The organism is Candidatus Thermokryptus mobilis, assembly GCF_900070205.1.
GTDB classification, from domain to species: domain Bacteria; phylum Bacteroidota; class Ignavibacteria; order Kryptoniales; family Kryptoniaceae; genus Kryptonium; species Kryptonium mobile.
In genome coordinates this window covers 81893-100249 of sequence record NZ_FAOO01000008.1, presented here as the reverse complement: position 1 = coordinate 100249, position 18357 = coordinate 81893, and the positions used below count along the sequence as shown (strand labels likewise).

Sequence of the window (18357 nt, the reverse complement as noted above, 5' to 3'; positions counted from 1 at the left end):
TTTGTTTGAGATTTACATTTTCTATGATTCATTCAAGACCAACAACTTTTAAATCCTTTGGAAACTCAACATAGAACTTAACACTCAAAATTTTCTTACCGCCTACCGGCAAATTAAAACGCCATCTTATTATCCCATCATCCCCAATTTCTGCCTCCACACTCTTAGGTGACTCAAGAACAACTTTTATCTTTTCATTCCTTGAAATTGGAAAATTATCCACAATCTCAATCATAATTTCACCCTTCTTCCCATTTTGCACCTCTATCTCATAATCATAAGAAATTTTAACATTTCTCCCAACGATCCCCGTGTATTCAGTGAATTTCCTCTTTAACTTTCTATCAACACTTACCGCTTCATCAACCCCAAACGAAACACTAAAGCTATCTTCGGGTAAAATTTTATCAAACGACGAACTTGAAACATACTTCCCATCAATAAAAATCCATACTTTCCCCGGCAGGATCGGAAAAGTAAAATTATTTCTCAACCCAGCTCGCAAATATGCATACCTTGAAAGTTTGGGAACAGCGTAGTAAACAAACGGAACTGACTCTGAAAAGGAAGCAATGTAAACCCTATGCGGTTGACCATCCGAAGGAATTTTAAACTTCTGTCTAAGCTTGAAACTGAAAGAAGTCGGCTCAACCTCCACCTCTGGCGCAGGGAATTCTTCAACAGGTGCTTTTTCCCCTTCTACAGCAAGCTCTCTTTGTTTCAAAAACGGCTTAATTGGACGTGGCTGATAAACATCCACAACCCATTGCGATATTTCAGGCGGTGTCCCCAAAATTGAAACCCTTGCCGTTGAAATTTCAATCTCAACATCTGAATCCCAATCCTCACCTGTTAATTGTCTCACAAATGCAAAAAAATTAAAATCAACCTTGCTATCTAAAGAGCTCGCCCTAATTTCGTATCCAGGAACCCAACCAGTCCCACCAACAAGATAAGAAACTTTCAAGCCGATCTGCTCCTCACGCTCTGACATCAAATAAATCTCAATCGTTTTGCTCCTTTCTTTAAGAGAAGATAACCTGTTCAACTCCTCCTCAACCTTCTTCTTCTCTTCGTTCAGTTTTTCAATCTCACCTTGAAGTTCTATTCTCCCCTTGATATTTTCGGCAAGCATTCTCTCATAAAACTTAAAATATGACTCAACTTCTTGAATCGTAAACCTTTGTCCCGGTGGCGATAACTTCTTCAACTGCTCAATCTTTCCTGTGATAACTTCAACTTCGCCCCCTTTTTCAGATAACAACTTATTTAAACTATCTAACTTCACTCTCAATTTTTTAACCTTTTCCACCTCCGCCCCTTCAAGAAATGTCTCAACCACCTTAACATCAAGTATTTTTACCCCCGTACCCTTGGCGATCTCAACTTGAACTGAAGCATCAACAAGCATCGGCGTTAATTTAAAAATCTTTACTATATTTTCCCCCCGCCTAACTTTAAAGCTTGAAACCTTTGTAATAAACCCTTGATCAGGATAAACAATAACAGAAGAAATTTTAAATTTAGGAACAATTTCCTCACCGTTGACAAACAGAATCGGTAAGAAAATCAACAGGAAAAATTTTCGCATCATTAATCTGGCTTGATTTACTAAACTATCCAAAATATAAAAACAGAACGCTAAATTTTCAAGCACTCTAACCCCTTTTTCAATAATTGGAAAGGGAAAAGAATCCTCAAAATTAATTAATGCAAGATTAAAATCCTTTAATGGACATGTTTAGCCATTGATTTTTAAACATTTTTTTTATTTTTGAAAAAAGGTGGTTTCAAACAAACTTCGCTCTTCGGAAAACATAAAAATTTTGAGAATGAAAAAACCTCTGCTTTTACTTTTAAATCTCCTAATCTTGAATTTTTCTTTAGCAGAGTTAATAACATTTTCAGAATTTGGTTATGACGATTTCACACTTTATGGTCCGACTCCCTCTGCAACTTACTTTTTAAAAATTGGAACTGATATTGACTCATCAAGAAGTTACATCGTTCTTAAAATTGAATCGTCCCCGATTTTAAATTTAAGCCAATCATTCCTAACAATTTACATTTGGGATAAACCAGCGACGAGTTTTAGGATTTCAAAAGCCGAAAATGAAATCATAGTTCCACTTAAAAAGTTTGAGCTTGGTTTTTCCGAGTATCTTAAAATTGACATAAGAGCATCACTTTACATAAGTGAGGACAGATGCAGGGACATCCAAACTGGCGGGCTGTGGCTGAAAATTTTAAAAAGTTCGTTCATCAACATTGAGCATATCCCTCGCAAAAAGAACGAATTTAAAATTTATTCTTTTATTTCAAATCTCACAGACGGGTTATATTTTGCTTTCCCATCTTCACTTTCAAATACCGAAATTGAGGGACTCATCTGGGTTTACTCTTTCATAAGAAAGATCACAGGGATAAAAACGATTAATTTCGCTACATTTGAAACCTTACCCAATAAGGCGCAATTTATAGCCATCTCAACATTTGAAAAAATCCCAGACGAATATAAATCCATACAAGGTAAATTTCTAAAAACAGATGGGCTACTTTATCTTTATCATAACAGAGGTTTAATCATAACCGGCTTAAGTGAAGAGGGTTTGCGAAAGGCAATTCAAACCTTTTTAAACACCGACATATTGAAAACATCATTTAATTCTTTCCTTCTCATAAGAGAAGCAAAACCATTAGAACAATCACCTACACCGATACCGCCATTCAAGGTTTCCTTCAAAGAACTTGGATTTTCAACAGGTAAAGTTGAAGGCATCGGTTCTTTAAGAAGCAATTTCTCTTTTACGCTTTCAAAACTTGGTTTCTCACCGGATAAAATTAATGTTAATATCCTTGCTACATACTCACCGGTTTATGAAAAAACCGGAAGGGCTTATATGAATGTGTATTTTAACGGTCTTTTAATTGACAGTAAAAAACTTGGGGAAGAGGGAAAAATCATTTATACCTTCTCAATAAATAGATTTTCACTCCTTAAATTGAACACACTTTCCATAGAGTTTATTTTCTATCCAAGCACAGAGGACTGCCACAACAAAATTTCAAACTTTTTCTATGCGATCAACGATTTGGATTCATACATTGAGGTGAAGGACATTTATAGACCGAATGAACTTGACCTTTTATTCTTTCCGGAGATGTTTACGACAGGGGAGACAATCTGTGCGATAAGCAAAAATATGAGCGTTCAAAAATTAAAAGCACTTGCCCAAATAATCCACCTTGTGAATTCAGAAGTTAAAAATTTTAATTTCTTCCCAAAAATAATTACCACCTCTGATGTCACAGATGATATCCTAAAAAACTACAACTTAATAGCGGTTGTTGAGCCCAGCGACGACATATTCAACAAATTCAGCAATGTCATCATCAAACCTAAAAACGATTTCAAAATAATTAGCGCATCAACAAAGAAAACCCTATATGCCCTATATGATACATCTTCAATTGGTGTTTGTCAGGTTTTTTATAGCGATGCTTCAAGACCAGTTCTTATTTTAACAGGCATCGGGAAAAATAGCGACCCCCTTATTTTAAAAATCACCGATGCGATTGAGAGAAGGTTCATAACTATAGAAGGAAATGTTGGCATCATTGACTGGACAGATAAGGTGCACTTCTTCAAAGTTGAATCTGGACTTTTGAAAGTAAATTATCCTGGCGAAAAAACATTTCTTGACTATTTTAACCAGTATAAGGTGTTTTTGATAATTTTTGTTTGGTTTTTATTCTTATCGCTTCTGACATACATATTTTTCAGAGGGCAAAAACATGCATCTAAGGTAACACAGCGGTGATGCTTCCAGAAATCGGCAGATATTCCGTTCGTGAAATTTTAATTGAGAGGGGAATTTTAAGCGAAAGGGAGATGGATGAAATTAAAAAGTTCAAAAACGAAACCGGCTGGTCATTTGCAAAAATATGCCTTACATTTGGTTTCGTAAGTAGGAAGAAATGGACTGAAGCGGTTGAGGGACTTGGATACAAAATCGTTGATATAAAAAAAGAAAGGGTTGACCCGAAAATCATTTCCTACCTTAATATGCTTGTTATGGAGCAATATCTTGGGGTGCCACTGAGAAAAGAAAACGGAAAAGTTATCGTTGCGATGTGTGACCCCACGGATATTGAATTTATAGAAATGGCAAAAAGAATTTTCAAGACGGAAGTTGATATAATTTTCGCAATTGATGTTGATATTGTTTGGGTTTTGCATAAATACCTTGGACCCCCATTCTGCCGAATAGCAATTTATAATCTGCTTTGGAATGACCCGGATAGGTCGGCTGTTTTAACATTCACACCGAGACAAATAGCAATTATACTTGTAATTATAACCGCCTACCTTGCCTATTTCTCCTTTAATCCTACTGATGCAATTATTCTAATCAACATAATAATTGGACTACTCTATCTGTTAACGATACTTTTTAAATTTACATTGACAATTGTCGGCGCAAGATATGAACTCCATGAAACCGTAACCGAAGAAGAATTAAAAAAACTTACTGATGAAGAACTTCCTATATACACAGTCCTTCTCCCGGTTTATAAAGAACCAAAGGTGATAAAAAAACTTGTTGAAAACATTTCACGGCTTGACTATCCGAAATTTAAACTTGATGTCAAACTTCTACTTGAGGAGGATGACTTTGAAACGATAAATGCTATAAGAGAAATTGACCTCCCAACGGTATTTGAACCCCTTGTTGTCCCATATGGGGAGCCAAAAACGAAACCAAAGGCGTGCGATTACGGTCTGCTCTTTGCAAGGGGCGAATATCTCACGATATATGACGCTGAGGATATACCAGAGGTTGATCAACTCAAAAAAGCTATCATACTTTTTCAGAAATTACCTGATGAATACATCTGCATCCAATGCGCTCTTAACTATTACAACGCTGAAGAAAATCTACTGACAAGGATGTTTACACTTGAATATTCATATTGGTTTGATTATATGCTTCCTGGACTTGACCGCCTCGGGCTACCGATTCCGCTTGGTGGGACGAGTAATCATTTCAAAAAAGATAAACTTGAAGAACTTGCCGGCTGGGACCCATTTAATGTCACCGAAGACGCAGACCTCGGTTTAAGAGCTTACGCCAAGGGCTATAAAGTTGCAATACTTACCTCCACGACTTACGAAGAAGCAAACAAAGCGATAAAAAACTGGATAAGACAACGCTCACGCTGGATCAAGGGCTATATGCAAAGCTATCTCGTCCATATGAGACATCCAATTGAGTTCATAAAAAAATCTGGATTAAAAGGATTTCTCGGACTTCAACTCTTCATTGGCGGAACACCTTTTACATTTCTTGCAAACCCAATACTTTGGATCGTTTTCATAATCTGGCTTTTGACAAAATCTGAAATAATAAAAGAATTTTTCCCCGATTGGGTTATGTATGTTTCAATCTTCAATCTCTTATTTGGAAATGGAATCGTGATTTATATGAATATGATGTCCGTCTTCAGGCGAAAATTATACACACTCTTACCTTTCGCACTTCTAAATCCATTATACTGGATACTCCATTCAATTGCAGCTTATAAAGCACTTTGGCAGTTGATTTCTAATCCCTTTTACTGGGAAAAAACAGAACACGGGATAAGTGAGTTTTTAAAAACAGAACATCACAAACCGAGATGAAATATATTAAGCTCGTAATCTTGGGATTGCTTACTTTCTACTTTTATCTGTTAATTGGGCTTTTAGCTTCATCAAATGGATATAAACACCCTGAGGGCATTTTCTTGATAGAGAAAGGTTTACTCGCACTTAAAGGAAATCCACCACGCCTTGAAAACACAGGGTTAATTTATCCGCCTTTGCCGTTTTATGCAATTTTCCCATTTATTCCATTTGCACCTCTTGCGTCACCATTTCTAGCTTCATCACTTGGAATGTCTGCTTTTGTAATCTTTATCACATATCGCCTTCTCAAAAAGCAACATAAACCAATACTATTTGTCTTGCTATTCCTATCACTTACTTTGAACCCTCTTTTGCTTTACGCTGGCTCATCAGGAAGTAGCATCCATCTATATTTAACCTCCATTGTTGCATTTTATACTTTAATCTTTGAATACTACTCAAAACCGATAAGCTTTTACCTTGCCCTTTCCGGGGTTTTGCTTGGTTTAATAGTTTTGATAAGGTATGAGATAATTTTCATACTCCCAACGCTTTTTTTCGCAACGGTACTCTTATCAATTGAAACAACCATTGGGCGCGAGGTAAAATTTTCTGAATTTTTCAAACTCATAAAAGAACTCCCAGCTTATAGAAAAACATTTTTCCGAAAAACCTTTGCAATTTACCTTATGCTATTTGTCCCTCCGACATTGGCATTTGTGTCTTGGGTTTATCTCAACTGGATTTTCACATCAAACCCCTTTAACTTCCTTGAGAGCCCCTACGCATATTTTAGGACATTGAAAACATATGCGCTACTTAACCCATATCTACTTGAACTGAAATCAAATATATTCAAGGACTTCATTGAGGTAGCAAAAAATATACTTCTACTTTCACCGATGTTTTTTTATATCCTCTTTATTTTTAGGAAGAAGCCGTTTTATACCTTCGCTTTGCTTGCCCCCGCTTTCGGATTGATAATCTCATCATATTTCGGGCTATCCATGATGACAATTGATTTCTTTGCATCCTTTATCTTAATCTCATTTATCGGATTGATGTACGCAATCTCTGAGGGCTTGGTTAAAAAACACAACTTGGCGATAACTGTTTATATAATTTTACTCGCTTTCTCAATCTACACTGGCTTCAAAAAACTTTACAATTCAATCTATCCAGAGGAAAATTTATTCATCAAAGCACTCATTGAAGGAAAAACCAACGAAACATTCAAAGAAGACATTGAATGCGCCCAATTCTTGAAGCAAGTAGCTAAACCAGATGAAACAATTATAATAGATGATTCAAACGGTTATCCTGTCGTCGCATTTTATGGAGATCCGAAAAACTTCATACTTCCGTATCAATATGAATTTTACTCCGTAGTTCAAACTCCCGAGGTTTATGCCGATTATATAGTTGTCTATAACCCAGATAGATTTGAGGGCGCACGCGATATAATAAATGTAAAAAATGGAAATATATTTCATAAAGGCAAAGAAGGACTTGAACTCATCTTCAGCTCCGAGAAGTGGAGGGTCTTTAAATCACAAGGTAAATTTAAAATATTTGTGAAAGGATGAATCCAAAGTCAACGGTGCTTTTACTTATCTTAATTTTTGCAGTTATAATTTTTTTACCCGTTGAGTTTGAAAGCACGCTTAAGTTTACAGGTAGGTTATACCCTGTCAGGGAGTGGATTTTATCAAGAGGTGCGGACGGGGAACTTATAGCAAGCTTGCATGATTACAAAAATGGTGCTTTAAAATCCTATAGCGTCTCTCAGGTTATAAGAGGAGATTTTGCTAAGTTCAATTTAAACGCTATTCCAGATATAGTTAAAGCCGGGGATACGATAGGAATTTTTTATTCAAGCGAAATTGAATATCAGCTCGCACGACTTAGAGGTCTTCTTGATGTTGAGGTTGCAACACTTGAACTTTACCTTTCCGGTGAGAAATCAGCGGTGGTGCAAGAAGCTCTTAAACGCTATGAACAGGCAAAGGAACAAGCGGAATCACAGAGAAAAATTTTTGAAAGGGCAAAAATTCTTTATGAAAAAAATTTGATCTCCCTTCAAGAATTTGAAATAGCTCAAACGATGCTTAAGGTCTATGAAACAAATGTAGAAATAGCAAAAGCACAGCTTGAAAATGTTTCAACTGGAGCAAAGGAAGAGCAGGTAAAAGTAATTAAAGCAAACATAAGAATGCTCCAAAAGGAAATAGAAATGCTTGAAAAAAGGTTGAGAGATTTTGTTATAATCTCACCGATATCAGGCGTAGTAAATAGAACGCTATCACGGGACACGATCATAACTATTGCTGATACATCTGAGCTGGTGTTTATATTTCCAATAGATTTAAGCGATATGCCGAAGATAAAACTGGGACAAAAAGTGAAAGTTGTAGAAGACCCAACGCTTAATGGTGAGGTTGAAAAAATTTCGGAAAGTGTTAAATTTATAAACGGTCATCAAGTTATTTTCTGCACGGCGGTTTTCAAAAATGGGAAAACGCTTTTAAAACCAGGGACAATGATTACCTGTTCAGTTTCGCTTGGGAAAATGAAACTGAGGGAAATGATAACAAACTTTTTAAAGTCGGCTTTTAAAAATGCCAAGATTTGAATACAAATACCTTGCTAAAATTGATGATATTGATTTGATCAGGGAATATACTTTGAATTTTTCTGAGCCCGATATACATATGGAAAAAGATTGCTTACCTGAATACACAGTCAGAAGCATTTATTTTGATACATCTAAATTTGACCTTTATAATGACAAAGTTGAGGGACTTGAGAGATGAGGGAAAAAATCGTTTGGGATTTATACAAACGATTTGGCACCGTAACGCCAGAAACATACTATGTGAATATATACATCAACGATAAAAATTACGGGCTTTATCTTTTCATTGAGAGGATAAATAAGACATTTGAACTTATGCCGGAAAAATATGGTTTCAACCGTGGCGGGACCATGTATCAACCCTATGATGCAACACATTGTGGAGACCTTTTCATCCCAACAGATACCACGGATTATTACAGATGTTATGAGAAACAATTTCCAGCCGATAGCAATTATTCTGATTTAATTCAATTGATAAATCAAATTAACACAACACCAACCGAAAACTTTCACATCCTCGTTGACAGTTTATTTTACGGTGATTGCGTCACAGATTGGTTAGTTCTCAATGCGCTCACAAGTAGCGGAGACACATATAACAAGAATTATTACCTTTACCATGACTCTGTTTTAAACAAATGGCTTATCATACCGTGGGATTATGATTTAACATTTGGGAGAAATGGTGATTTCAATCTTCCATATCCGCTTGACCTTTTAAATGATAACTTCACATATTGGTATCCACCAAATACTACAGGACCGGATAATGCGCTGAAGTCAAAATTTTTCCAAAACCCAATTTTGCGTGCAAGGTTTAACCAAAAGATTGATTCTCTCTTGCGCTATGAATTTACCGAAGCAAAGATGTATCCTTATATTGACTCATTGAAAAATTTGATAAAAGAGTATGTTTATAAAGATGAATTCAAATGGGGGACAAATCAGGAATTTGAGGAACAAGTTGAGGCGTTGAAATATTTCATCACCGCAAGAAAATTTTACCTTTACAAATGGCTTTCAAATTACTGGCCTGGTGAGGAAAACCGTGCTACTTTGAAAATCACTCAAACAGATACAGTTTATCATTTCGTTGATAAAATCGGACGACTTCTCGCAAGCGTTTGGTTATATGAAGCAATTGGACTTGATAGCTTGACTGTTGAAGTTTTTCCCGATAGCACCGCTCCAGCACTTCCAAGTTATGTTTTGCCTGATAAATTTGTCAGCAGATTTTATAAAATCACACCACACCCGCAGAACGCACGATTTAAATTAAAATTAAGGGTTGAATATCTTCAAGAATTTTTAAGCAGGACAGAAGTTGGGTCTGGGATTGCTGACGAGCGATTCCTTAAACTTCACTACTTTGATGGATATTCCTGGCGTGAGCTTGACACAAAAGTAAATGCCTATGCAAATACTTTGACCGTTGACTCACTTACCGAAAAAGAAATAACAGGCACAATTTTATGTGCCTTTCTTCCACAAGAATATAAACAGATATGGAATAAAGTTGACTTTAAGACCTGGAATAAACTCCACAAAGTAAGATTTTTTGATGATAAAGTCGGTTACATAATTGGAGAGACAAGTTCAATCTATATGACAACCGATGCCGGTAATTCATGGCGGTTATTTTCAATGGGAAAACAAATTCCTTTCAAAGATATCGCGTTTTCTGACTCAAGCGTTTTTGTCGTCGGTTATCAGGGTTTGCTTTATAAATCAAAGGTTGCTGATACGATATGGGTCCAGATTCCATTTGTAACAAATAACTTGACAAGGATTGAATTCTTCAACCGCTCAAAATACGGCGTTATACTTACTGCGGATTCAGGAATATATTTCACACGAGATGCCGGCAACTCATGGATACATCTAACCCTTGACGGAAATGATATAGCGATGTTTGACACTAACTCGTTCTACCTTGCGCGCAACGGCTCAATTTTATCTGTAACTGGATCTGATACAGCGTCAATTTTAATTGCCCCTGTAAATTTTAATCTGATCAGGCGTGAAAATATATCAGGAAAAATTTTACTATCGGGCGATGGAAAAGTTTATGCTGGGAATATATTAAACTGGTTTGAAAGCAACCTTGGCGTGGGAATAAAAGATGCGAAGTTCATTGACAGCTTGCGCATCTTTATAGCTGGAGAATCGGGGCGAATCTTTTATTCAAAGGATGGTGGTAAAACTTGGCATCTTCAACCGATCGGTTCTACACTTGATATATACTCAATTGATTTCATTGATAGCTTGCAGGGTTGGGCTACTGGAATCTCCGGGCTTGTCCTTTCAACTAAATCCGGTGGAATAACATTGATACAGGAGGACAAATCCAACATCCCGAAGAAATTCGTGCTTCATCAAAATTATCCAAACCCATTTAACAGCACAACTGTGATTTCATTTGAAATCCCAAATCCTGGCTGGGTTGCAGTTGAAATTTACGATGTCCTCGGACGAAAAGTTAAAACATTATACTCAGGTCATACCGAACCCGGACAATATCAGCTTCACTTTGACGCAAAGGATATCGCAAGCGGAGTTTACTTTTATGTGCTCAGAGCTGAAAAAACATTAATAGCAAAGAAAATGGTCCTGATAAAGTGAGGAAAATTTTAACCTTGTTTCCTATTGTGTTTATTTTATCTTGCAGTGGCTTGATTTATAGAGTTGACCCCGAAAAGATTGGAAAATATGAAAATAAAATCCAAGGGACTTTTCACGAAAAACTTTTAAATGGATTGCCTTCAAGAGCCGATGGCTTTTGCTATGCCATTGACCTCGCAGAAATAATGCAATCAGCAGTTGAAATTGGGGACTCAATTCTTTTCTCAAAAGCTTACGAAGCGATTAAAAAACATTATATCATAAGAGATACCTGGATTGACTCAGCTATCGTATGGAGATATAAAAAAGATTCTGAAATTGATGCATCGGGCACAGCTGAGACGATTCATTGTGCGTTTGCGATTTACCTTGCCTATAAAAAATGGGGCGTTGAAGAGTATAAAAAGGTGAGTTACTCCCTTGCAAAAGCTTACATTAAACACGGTTATATGCCCGAGCCGGATAAATTTCTCGTTAAGAATTACTTCAACTATGGAACAAGAACACTTTCAGAAAACACCTATCTTATAAATCAACGCCCCGACTTTTTATATCTCATAGGCAAGGAAAACAAGGATGACGATATGATTGAAAAATCAAGAATGATGTATAATGCGATAATTGGTGGATATGTTAAAAATGGTTTTTTCAATTCGCTTTATGATATTGGAGTTAAAACTATAATCCCAAGTTCAAATGGTTATTACTCGCCGAATGGCATTTTCCCATTAATTTCATCAATAGATATATCTCTTTCAATAATTGAATTTAACCCCAAACCCGCCCGAGAGATACTTGATTTCTTTTATGAAAACTTTGGTCGCTGGAGCGATTTTTACATCTTAATGGATGGAAAATTTAAATCACAAACAAAATCAAATTTCGTTTCTGTTGCAGTTTATTCAAGAATCATTGAACTTTTCTTGAAGCTTGGTAAATCCAAGAAATATAACGACATGGTCAAGTATATCCTGAATGATTTAATTCCCGAAAAAATTGATGCTATGATAAATTTAACCGAAAGAAATGTTGACTCGTTTTATTTTGAACTTTCAATTACGTTAAGAACACTGCACCGGGCGCGTGAATATGGATTATAAAATTTTAAAATATCTTGCTCTCTTTTTCATCTTTTCAGAAATCTCCTTTTCAGGTGCTTGGACGAGAAAAGGTGGCAAGATTTTCTTTGTCCCGTATTATTATTTCTATCATGCAGAGAAATACTATGATGTCAATTGGAAGAGTAGAAACCTTGACAACTATGGATATTTTGATTCAAATGGACTTGGCTTATATTTTGAATATGGGATAAGCGATAAATTAAATTTTATCGGCAACACAGCGATCTTAATACTTAACAGGTGGATTGATTCTTCAAATTATAAAACTAACAAAGGGGCTGGTGACCTTGAGATCGGTTTAAAATTTAAAGTTTTTGAATCTGGCATCGTCTTAAGCTTCCAAACCACAGGCATTATTCCTCTCTATTCAACTGAAAGAGAACCTTTAATCGGCTTCGGACAGTATGCAGTGGATACGAGAATTTTAATTGCCGGTGGTTTTAAGCCGTTCGGTATTGATTCATACTTTAATTTTGAGTTTGGCTTAAGAAAATTTCTGAGGCAGGTTGCAGATCAAGTAAGATTTCAAATTTTATACGGTGCAAATTTAAGCGGTAGATGGCAAGGTATAGTTCAGCTTGATGGTGTAAATTCAATCGGCACTGGAAGTTTTGCGACAAGATTCAATCCATCAATTGAGACAGATTTTGTTGAAGGAAAGCTCAGCATTTCATTTGCACATAGGTTCACATACAAAGCGTGGATTCAAGGCGGATTTTTTTATGATATATACGGCAAAAGAATTGGGGTCGGACGCGGTTTTTTCATAGCATACTGGATTGAAATTTAAAACCATCTCTTGCATTTAATCATTTCAAGAGTTATATTTTCAAAAAATAATTTCATCCTTGCCTATGGGTAATGATATAAACTTTCTCCGCAATGTCTCAATTTTTGAGGAACTCCCCGAGCGAGACCTTGAAAAGATCGCAAAGCTTGGGACGAGGAAAAAGTTTTCAAAGGGAAATATAATTTTGATGGAGGACGAAATCGGTAGTGCTTTGTTTATAATCATCAACGGAAAGGTAAAGGTTTCAAGATTAGATGAAACGGGAAGAGAAGCTGTGCTTTCAATACTTGGTCCAGGAGAGGTCTTCGGAGAAATGTCCCTACTTGATGGGATGAAAAGATCCGCAACATGTTCTGCTCTTACTGATACGGAAGTTTTAATAATTTATAGGGATGACTTTTTAAATCTTTTACATAAGTATCCGCAAATATCCATCTCACTTTTGAAGGAATTGGCTCAAAGGTTGAGGAAAGCAAATATGCAAATTAAAAGTTTATCACTGAAAGATGCCGAAGGTCGCGTCGGTTGCGTTTTAATTTTATTAGCCGATGAGCTTGGGAAAATGTACAAAGGTCAAGTGATAGTTGAAGAAATCCCGACACAGCAGGACCTTGCAAATATGGCTGGAACATCAAGGGAAACCGTTTCAAGGGTTATGACAAAATTTGAAAAACAGGGACTGATAAAAGTTGAAGGAAGGAAACTTATAATTCTTGAGTATGAAAAAATGAAGCAAATGTTTAAGTGAAAGTTGACCTGCACCTACATACATATTTTTCGGATGGGATATATTCCCCAGCGCAAGTTGTGATGAAAGCAAAGGAAAGCGGTTTGGATATAATAAGCATTGCCGACCACGACACGACAGAGGGACTTGATGAAGCAATTGAAGTTGGAAAGGAACTTGGGATTGAGGTCATCCCTGGAATTGAATTAAGCTCAAGCATAAACGGAACAGACATACACATACTTGGCTACTTTATAGATTGGCACGATGAGGTTTTTCAAACTCATTTAAGAGTTTTCCGCGAACTTAGAGTCCAAAGGGCTAAAAGAATAGTTGAGAAGTTAAATGCACTTGACATCCCGCTTGAATTTGAGAGTGTAATTGAGATCGCAAAAAACTCCTCTATAAGTAGGGTTCATATAGCGAGTGCTCTTGTAAAATACGGTTTCGTCAATGATTTTTACGAGGCGTTCAACAAATATCTTGGTGTTGGTTGCCCAGCTTATGAAAAAAACATTGACCTTTCTCCAAGGAAAGCGATAAGATTAATTTCAGAGGTTGGGGGATTGTCATTTATCGCTCACCCCGGAAAATATATAAGCGAAGTTGACCTTGCGACATTGATAGAACTTGGAATTGACGGCATAGAGGTGATACATCCCTCACATAATGATGAACTTGTGAATTATTATCGTTCAATAGCGGATGAATACTTCCTGCTTGAAAGTGGTGGATCGGATTTCCATGGTGGATTGAGAAATGATGAAAATTGCCTTGGGAAATACACAGTTCCATATAAATTTGTTGAGACGATGAAAAAAAGGTTGAATTTAAAATAAAATGTCAAAAACGATGCCAACCTTTGAAGGCAAGCTCATAGCAAAGGGGTTAAAATTTGGGATCGTTGTAAGCAGATTTAATGAACTTGTCACATCAAAACTTCTTGATGGAGCGCTTGATTGCCTCAAAAGACACGACGCCGAAGAAAAAGACATTGACATTTTCTTTTGCCCTGGTTCATTTGAAATACCTCTTGTTGCGAAAAAAATCGCTTTGACAGGTAAATACGATGCTTTAATCTGCCTTGGTGCTGTCATACGAGGTGAGACCCCGCACTTTGATTACATCGCAAACGAGGTATCAAAAGGCATAGCACAAGTTCAACTTGAAACGGGAACCCCGATTGCCTTCGGGATTTTGACAACAGACGATGTTGAGCAAGCACTTAACAGAGCAGGGATAAAAAGCGGGAACAAGGGTTGGGACGCTGCATTGACCGCAATTGAAATGGCAAACCTCCTAAAGCAAATCAAAAAATAACCCTATGAAAAAAGCCGTCCTTATAACCTTGCTTCTAATCTCACAATCATTTGCTCAAATCGGGAAATGGGAAAATTACACCGATATGAAAAATGTAAGAAAAATTAGTCCGACCGATAAAGCAATCTTCGCCGGAACAGAGGGTGGGATTTTCATCTTTTATCCTGACTTAAACAAATTTGAAAAAATTTTGAAAGTTGACGGTCTTTTTGATGTTGATGTGAAGGTTCTCACAACTGATAAAAACCACATATTCATCGGATTTCAAAACGGCGTAATTGATATATTAACTCAATCAGGTCATAGCTATAAAGTCAATCGCGTTTTTGACATAGTAAATTCACCTGAAACGGACAAAGGGATAAATTTTCTCAAAGTTTATGGAGATACATTGTTCATAGGGACGAACTTCGGGCTTTTAACCTACCGCATTTCAAAATTGGAATTCATTGACACTTACAGGAAAATTTTCCCCGATGTTGAAAGGGTTCAGGTCCTTGACATTGAGGTTAAAGATGATACAATCTATATAGCCACTTCCGAGGGAATAGCGAGAGGATATAGATTTAATCCGGCGCTTGTCTCACCTTTTGGATGGAATATCTGGCGAAAAGTTGGTGGATTTAAAAGTATAAGCGTTTCAAAAGGCGAAATTTACACCGGGGCTCAAGATGGGATGTTCCGCCTTCAAGGAGAAAGTTTTGTTAAAGTTTTTTCCTCACCCGTTGATAAAATTCTAAATGTCGGCGACTCAATTTTAATCATAAGCGGAAAATCAATACACTCATTTAAAAATGGCAATGTCAATTTTATTTCGGAAGCGAAAGATATAATCAACGATGTTTCCATCTGGCGCGGTAAAATAATCGCTGGTGTCAGATCAAGTGGCGTTGGAATCCTTGAAAATGGGCAATGGAGCTTTCATTATCCCGAAGGTCCAAATGGAAGTCAATTTTCAAGCATGGCTGTTGATAACAAAGGCAATTTATGGGCTGCTTCATCAAAATTTTTGGGGAGAGGATTTTATAAATTTGATGGGAAAAAATGGAAGAACTTCTCAAAGGAAACTTTCCCGAATATGTCAGACGATTGTTACAGGGTGAGGATCGGGGAAAAATACATCTGGATTGGGACTTGGGGTGGTGGTTTAATAAGAGTTGATGAAAATGACTCCTTGAAAATTTTCTCAAAACAAGATGGTTTCATGGGCGTCGTTGAAGATACAAATTTCGTCGTCATAACCGACATCGCAGAACAAGGCAATTACACCTGGATTTTAAATTACAAGGCGAGAAATTTGATAATTCTTTACCTGATGCGAAATGACTCTTTGCTTACTTCTTTCAGGAACGGCTTCAAGCCGAGTGATTTTTATAATATACAGATTGAATTGGATGAAAAAGGTAAAAAGTGGATTGTAACTGAACACGGATATATCTTGGTTTTTGACGATAATGGAACTCCGCTGGATAAAAGTGATGATAAATGGTTTAACATCTCAACGGCACATGGCTTAAACGGGAACCCGACGGTTATAAGATTTGACAATCGCGGTGACCTCTGGGTTGGAACCGCTTATGGACTTAACATAATCACAAATATAGACGATCCGCTTAAACCTGGAAGTATAAGGAAAATTTTTTCGCTTCGTGATTTTTACATAAATGACATTGCTGTTGACGGAGTGAACAATAAATGGATTGCTACAAAAAACGGCGTCTTCGTCCTCACACCTGACGGGACAAGCGTCATCGCACAATATGATGCGACAAATTCACCACTTCTAAGCGATGATGTCAAATCAATAGCAATTGACTTAAACAACGGCGTTATCTACTTTGGAACGGATAAAGGTTTAACAAGTTTGAGGACTGCATTCGCTAAGCCAGTTGATGAATTTAAGACGATAAATTTTTATCCAAATCCATTTCGTCCCAAAGAGGATTTAAATGTAATCATTGATGGCTTGGTTTCAAATTCAACGATAAAGATATTTACGATAAGTGGGGACCTTGTCAGAACATTATCAACTCCCGGGGGAAGAATAACATCTTGGGACGGCAAAGATGAAAAAGGACAATATGTCCCCACTGGAATTTATCTCATAGTCGCTTACAACGAAGATGGAACAAAAGTTGGGATTGGAAAATTAGCCGTTTTGAGAGATTAAATCAACTGCTCATTGACTTCAAAAATTCCTTATTATTCCTTGTCCCTTTCATATGTTCAAGTAAGAATTCCATCGCTTCAACTGGGGACATCTCGCTTAAAATCTTCCTCAAAATCCAAACACGATTGAGTTCTTCTGGCTCAAGAAGAAGTTCTTCCTTCCTTGTTCCTGTTTTATTGATGTCAATTGCTGGGAATATCCTTCTGTCGGCAAGTTCTCTTGTCAAAACAACTTCCATATTACCCGTTCCCTTGAACTCTTCAAATATAACCTCATCCATTCTGCTTCCCGTTTCAATCAAAGCGGTTGCTATGATGGTCAAGCTGCCCGCTTCTTCAGTATCACGAGCTGCGCCGAAGAATTTTTTCGGTTTTATCAATGCACTTGCATCAATACCACCCGAGAGAATTCTACCACTGTGTGGCGTCACGAGGTTGCTTGCCCTTGCAAGACGGGTCAAACTGTCAAGAAGTATAACTACATCTTTGCCCGACTCAACGAGTCGCTTCGCTTTTTCAAGGACCATATCAGCAACCTGCATATGCCTTTCTGGCGGTTCATCAAAAGTTGAGCTTATTACCTCAACATCTGGTCCAACAGAGCGCTCCATATCCGTGACCTCTTCCGGGCGCTCATCAATGAGAAGAACTATCAATTTCACCTCCGGGTGATTCCTCATTATGCTGTTTGCCATCTTTTGAAGCAATACTGTTTTTCCCGCTTTTGGTGGCGACACAATCAAACCACGCTGACCTTTGCCAATTGGAGCGAAAAGATCAAGTATTCTCATTGAATATTCTCCAGGGACCGTCTCAAGGCGGATTCTTTTCGTCGGATAAAGCGGTGTGAGATTTTCAAATAGGATTCTCTCCCTGGCTTTTTCTGGAGCAAGACCGTTAACTGTATCAATTCTCAAAAGAGCATAAAATCTTTCCCCTTCTTTCGGCGGGCGGACTTGACCAGCCACAGTGTCCCCAGTTTTCAAATTGAATTTCTTGATCTGCGACGGCGACACATAAATATCATCCGGCGAAGGAAGATAGCTATAATTTGCAGACCTTAAGAAACCATATCCATCAGGCAAAATTTCAAGAACCCCCTTGCCAAAGATAACTCCGTTTTGCTCCTCGCCCTCCTCAGCTTCTCCAGTCGTCACCCTCTGCTCTTGCATCTTCTCAAGAATCTTCATTATAAGCTCCTGTTTTTTCAAATCACTATAACCTGTGACGCCGAGCTCCTTTGCAATTTTTTGAAGCTCAGCAACCTTCTTGGACTGCAATTCTGCAATGTCCATTACCATT

At 37.3% G+C, this 18357-nt stretch carries 14 protein-coding genes; 12 read left to right on the top strand and 2 right to left on the bottom strand.

Annotated features, from left to right (window positions below; genetic code table 11):
- Positions 1-28: 28 nt before the first annotated feature.
- Positions 29-1591: a mucoidy inhibitor MuiA family protein gene (locus tag FKZ43_RS06640; protein ID WP_181180293.1), complete on the bottom strand. Its 1563-nt coding sequence runs from the start codon at positions 1589-1591 to the stop codon at positions 29-31.
- A 241-nt stretch (positions 1592-1832) separates the two neighbouring features.
- On the opposite strand from FKZ43_RS06640, the gene FKZ43_RS06635 reads away from it, so the two are divergent.
- The 12 genes from FKZ43_RS06635 to porZ all read left to right on the top strand — a co-directional run bounded on the left by FKZ43_RS06635 (position 1833) and on the right by porZ (position 17056).
- Positions 1833-3821: a cellulose biosynthesis cyclic di-GMP-binding regulatory protein BcsB gene (locus tag FKZ43_RS06635; RefSeq protein ID WP_140945091.1), complete on the top strand. Its 1989-nt coding sequence runs from the start codon at positions 1833-1835 to the stop codon at positions 3819-3821.
- Complete coding sequence (locus tag FKZ43_RS06630; protein ID WP_140945090.1) at positions 3821-5683, top strand: glycosyltransferase family 2 protein; 1863 nt, start codon at positions 3821-3823, stop codon at positions 5681-5683. Before FKZ43_RS06635 ends, FKZ43_RS06630 begins: the two co-directional genes overlap by 1 nt.
- The gene (locus FKZ43_RS06625) at positions 5680-7254 is read left to right on the top strand and encodes a hypothetical protein (RefSeq protein WP_140945089.1); all 1575 of its coding nucleotides are present in this window, start codon (positions 5680-5682) and stop codon (positions 7252-7254) included. The genes FKZ43_RS06630 and FKZ43_RS06625 overlap by 4 nt, the downstream gene beginning before the upstream one ends.
- Positions 7251-8300 (top strand): HlyD family secretion protein, encoded by a 1050-nt coding sequence (locus FKZ43_RS06620; protein WP_140945088.1) that lies wholly within the window; start codon positions 7251-7253, stop codon positions 8298-8300. The genes FKZ43_RS06625 and FKZ43_RS06620 overlap by 4 nt, the downstream gene beginning before the upstream one ends.
- On the top strand, positions 8287-8481 hold the full coding sequence (locus tag FKZ43_RS06615; protein ID WP_140945087.1) for a VTC domain-containing protein: 195 nt from the start codon (positions 8287-8289) through the stop codon (positions 8479-8481). Before FKZ43_RS06620 ends, FKZ43_RS06615 begins: the two co-directional genes overlap by 14 nt.
- On the top strand, positions 8478-10928 hold the full coding sequence (locus FKZ43_RS06610; protein ID WP_140945086.1) for a CotH kinase family protein: 2451 nt from the start codon (positions 8478-8480) through the stop codon (positions 10926-10928). Before FKZ43_RS06615 ends, FKZ43_RS06610 begins: the two co-directional genes overlap by 4 nt.
- A complete protein-coding gene (locus tag FKZ43_RS06605; RefSeq protein WP_140945085.1) occupies positions 10925-12028 on the top strand; it encodes a hypothetical protein in 1104 nt (367 codons plus the stop codon). The genes FKZ43_RS06610 and FKZ43_RS06605 overlap by 4 nt, the downstream gene beginning before the upstream one ends.
- Positions 12018-12839 carry a hypothetical protein gene (locus FKZ43_RS06600; RefSeq protein WP_140945083.1) on the top strand — a complete coding sequence of 274 codons (822 nt, stop codon included), beginning with the start codon at positions 12018-12020 and terminating at the stop codon, positions 12837-12839. Before FKZ43_RS06605 ends, FKZ43_RS06600 begins: the two co-directional genes overlap by 11 nt.
- Positions 12840-12903: 64 nt before the next feature.
- Positions 12904-13587: a Crp/Fnr family transcriptional regulator gene (locus FKZ43_RS06595; protein ID WP_140945081.1), complete on the top strand. Its 684-nt coding sequence runs from the start codon at positions 12904-12906 to the stop codon at positions 13585-13587.
- Positions 13584-14405 (top strand): PHP domain-containing protein, encoded by an 822-nt coding sequence (locus FKZ43_RS06590; protein ID WP_235894707.1) that lies wholly within the window; start codon positions 13584-13586, stop codon positions 14403-14405. The genes FKZ43_RS06595 and FKZ43_RS06590 overlap by 4 nt, the downstream gene beginning before the upstream one ends.
- A 13-nt stretch (positions 14406-14418) precedes the next feature.
- Complete coding sequence (gene ribH, locus FKZ43_RS06585; RefSeq protein WP_140945080.1) at positions 14419-14886, top strand: 6,7-dimethyl-8-ribityllumazine synthase; 468 nt, start codon at positions 14419-14421, stop codon at positions 14884-14886.
- 4 nt (positions 14887-14890) lie between these two features.
- Positions 14891-17056 (top strand): type IX secretion system anionic LPS delivery protein PorZ, encoded by a 2166-nt coding sequence (porZ, locus tag FKZ43_RS06580; protein ID WP_140945078.1) that lies wholly within the window; start codon positions 14891-14893, stop codon positions 17054-17056.
- A gap of 1 nt (position 17057) precedes the next feature.
- Here porZ and rho read toward each other — a convergent pair whose 3' ends face one another.
- Positions 17058-18350 (bottom strand): transcription termination factor Rho, encoded by a 1293-nt coding sequence (rho, locus tag FKZ43_RS06575; RefSeq protein ID WP_140945122.1) that lies wholly within the window; start codon positions 18348-18350, stop codon positions 17058-17060.
- Positions 18351-18357: the final 7 nt, after the last annotated feature.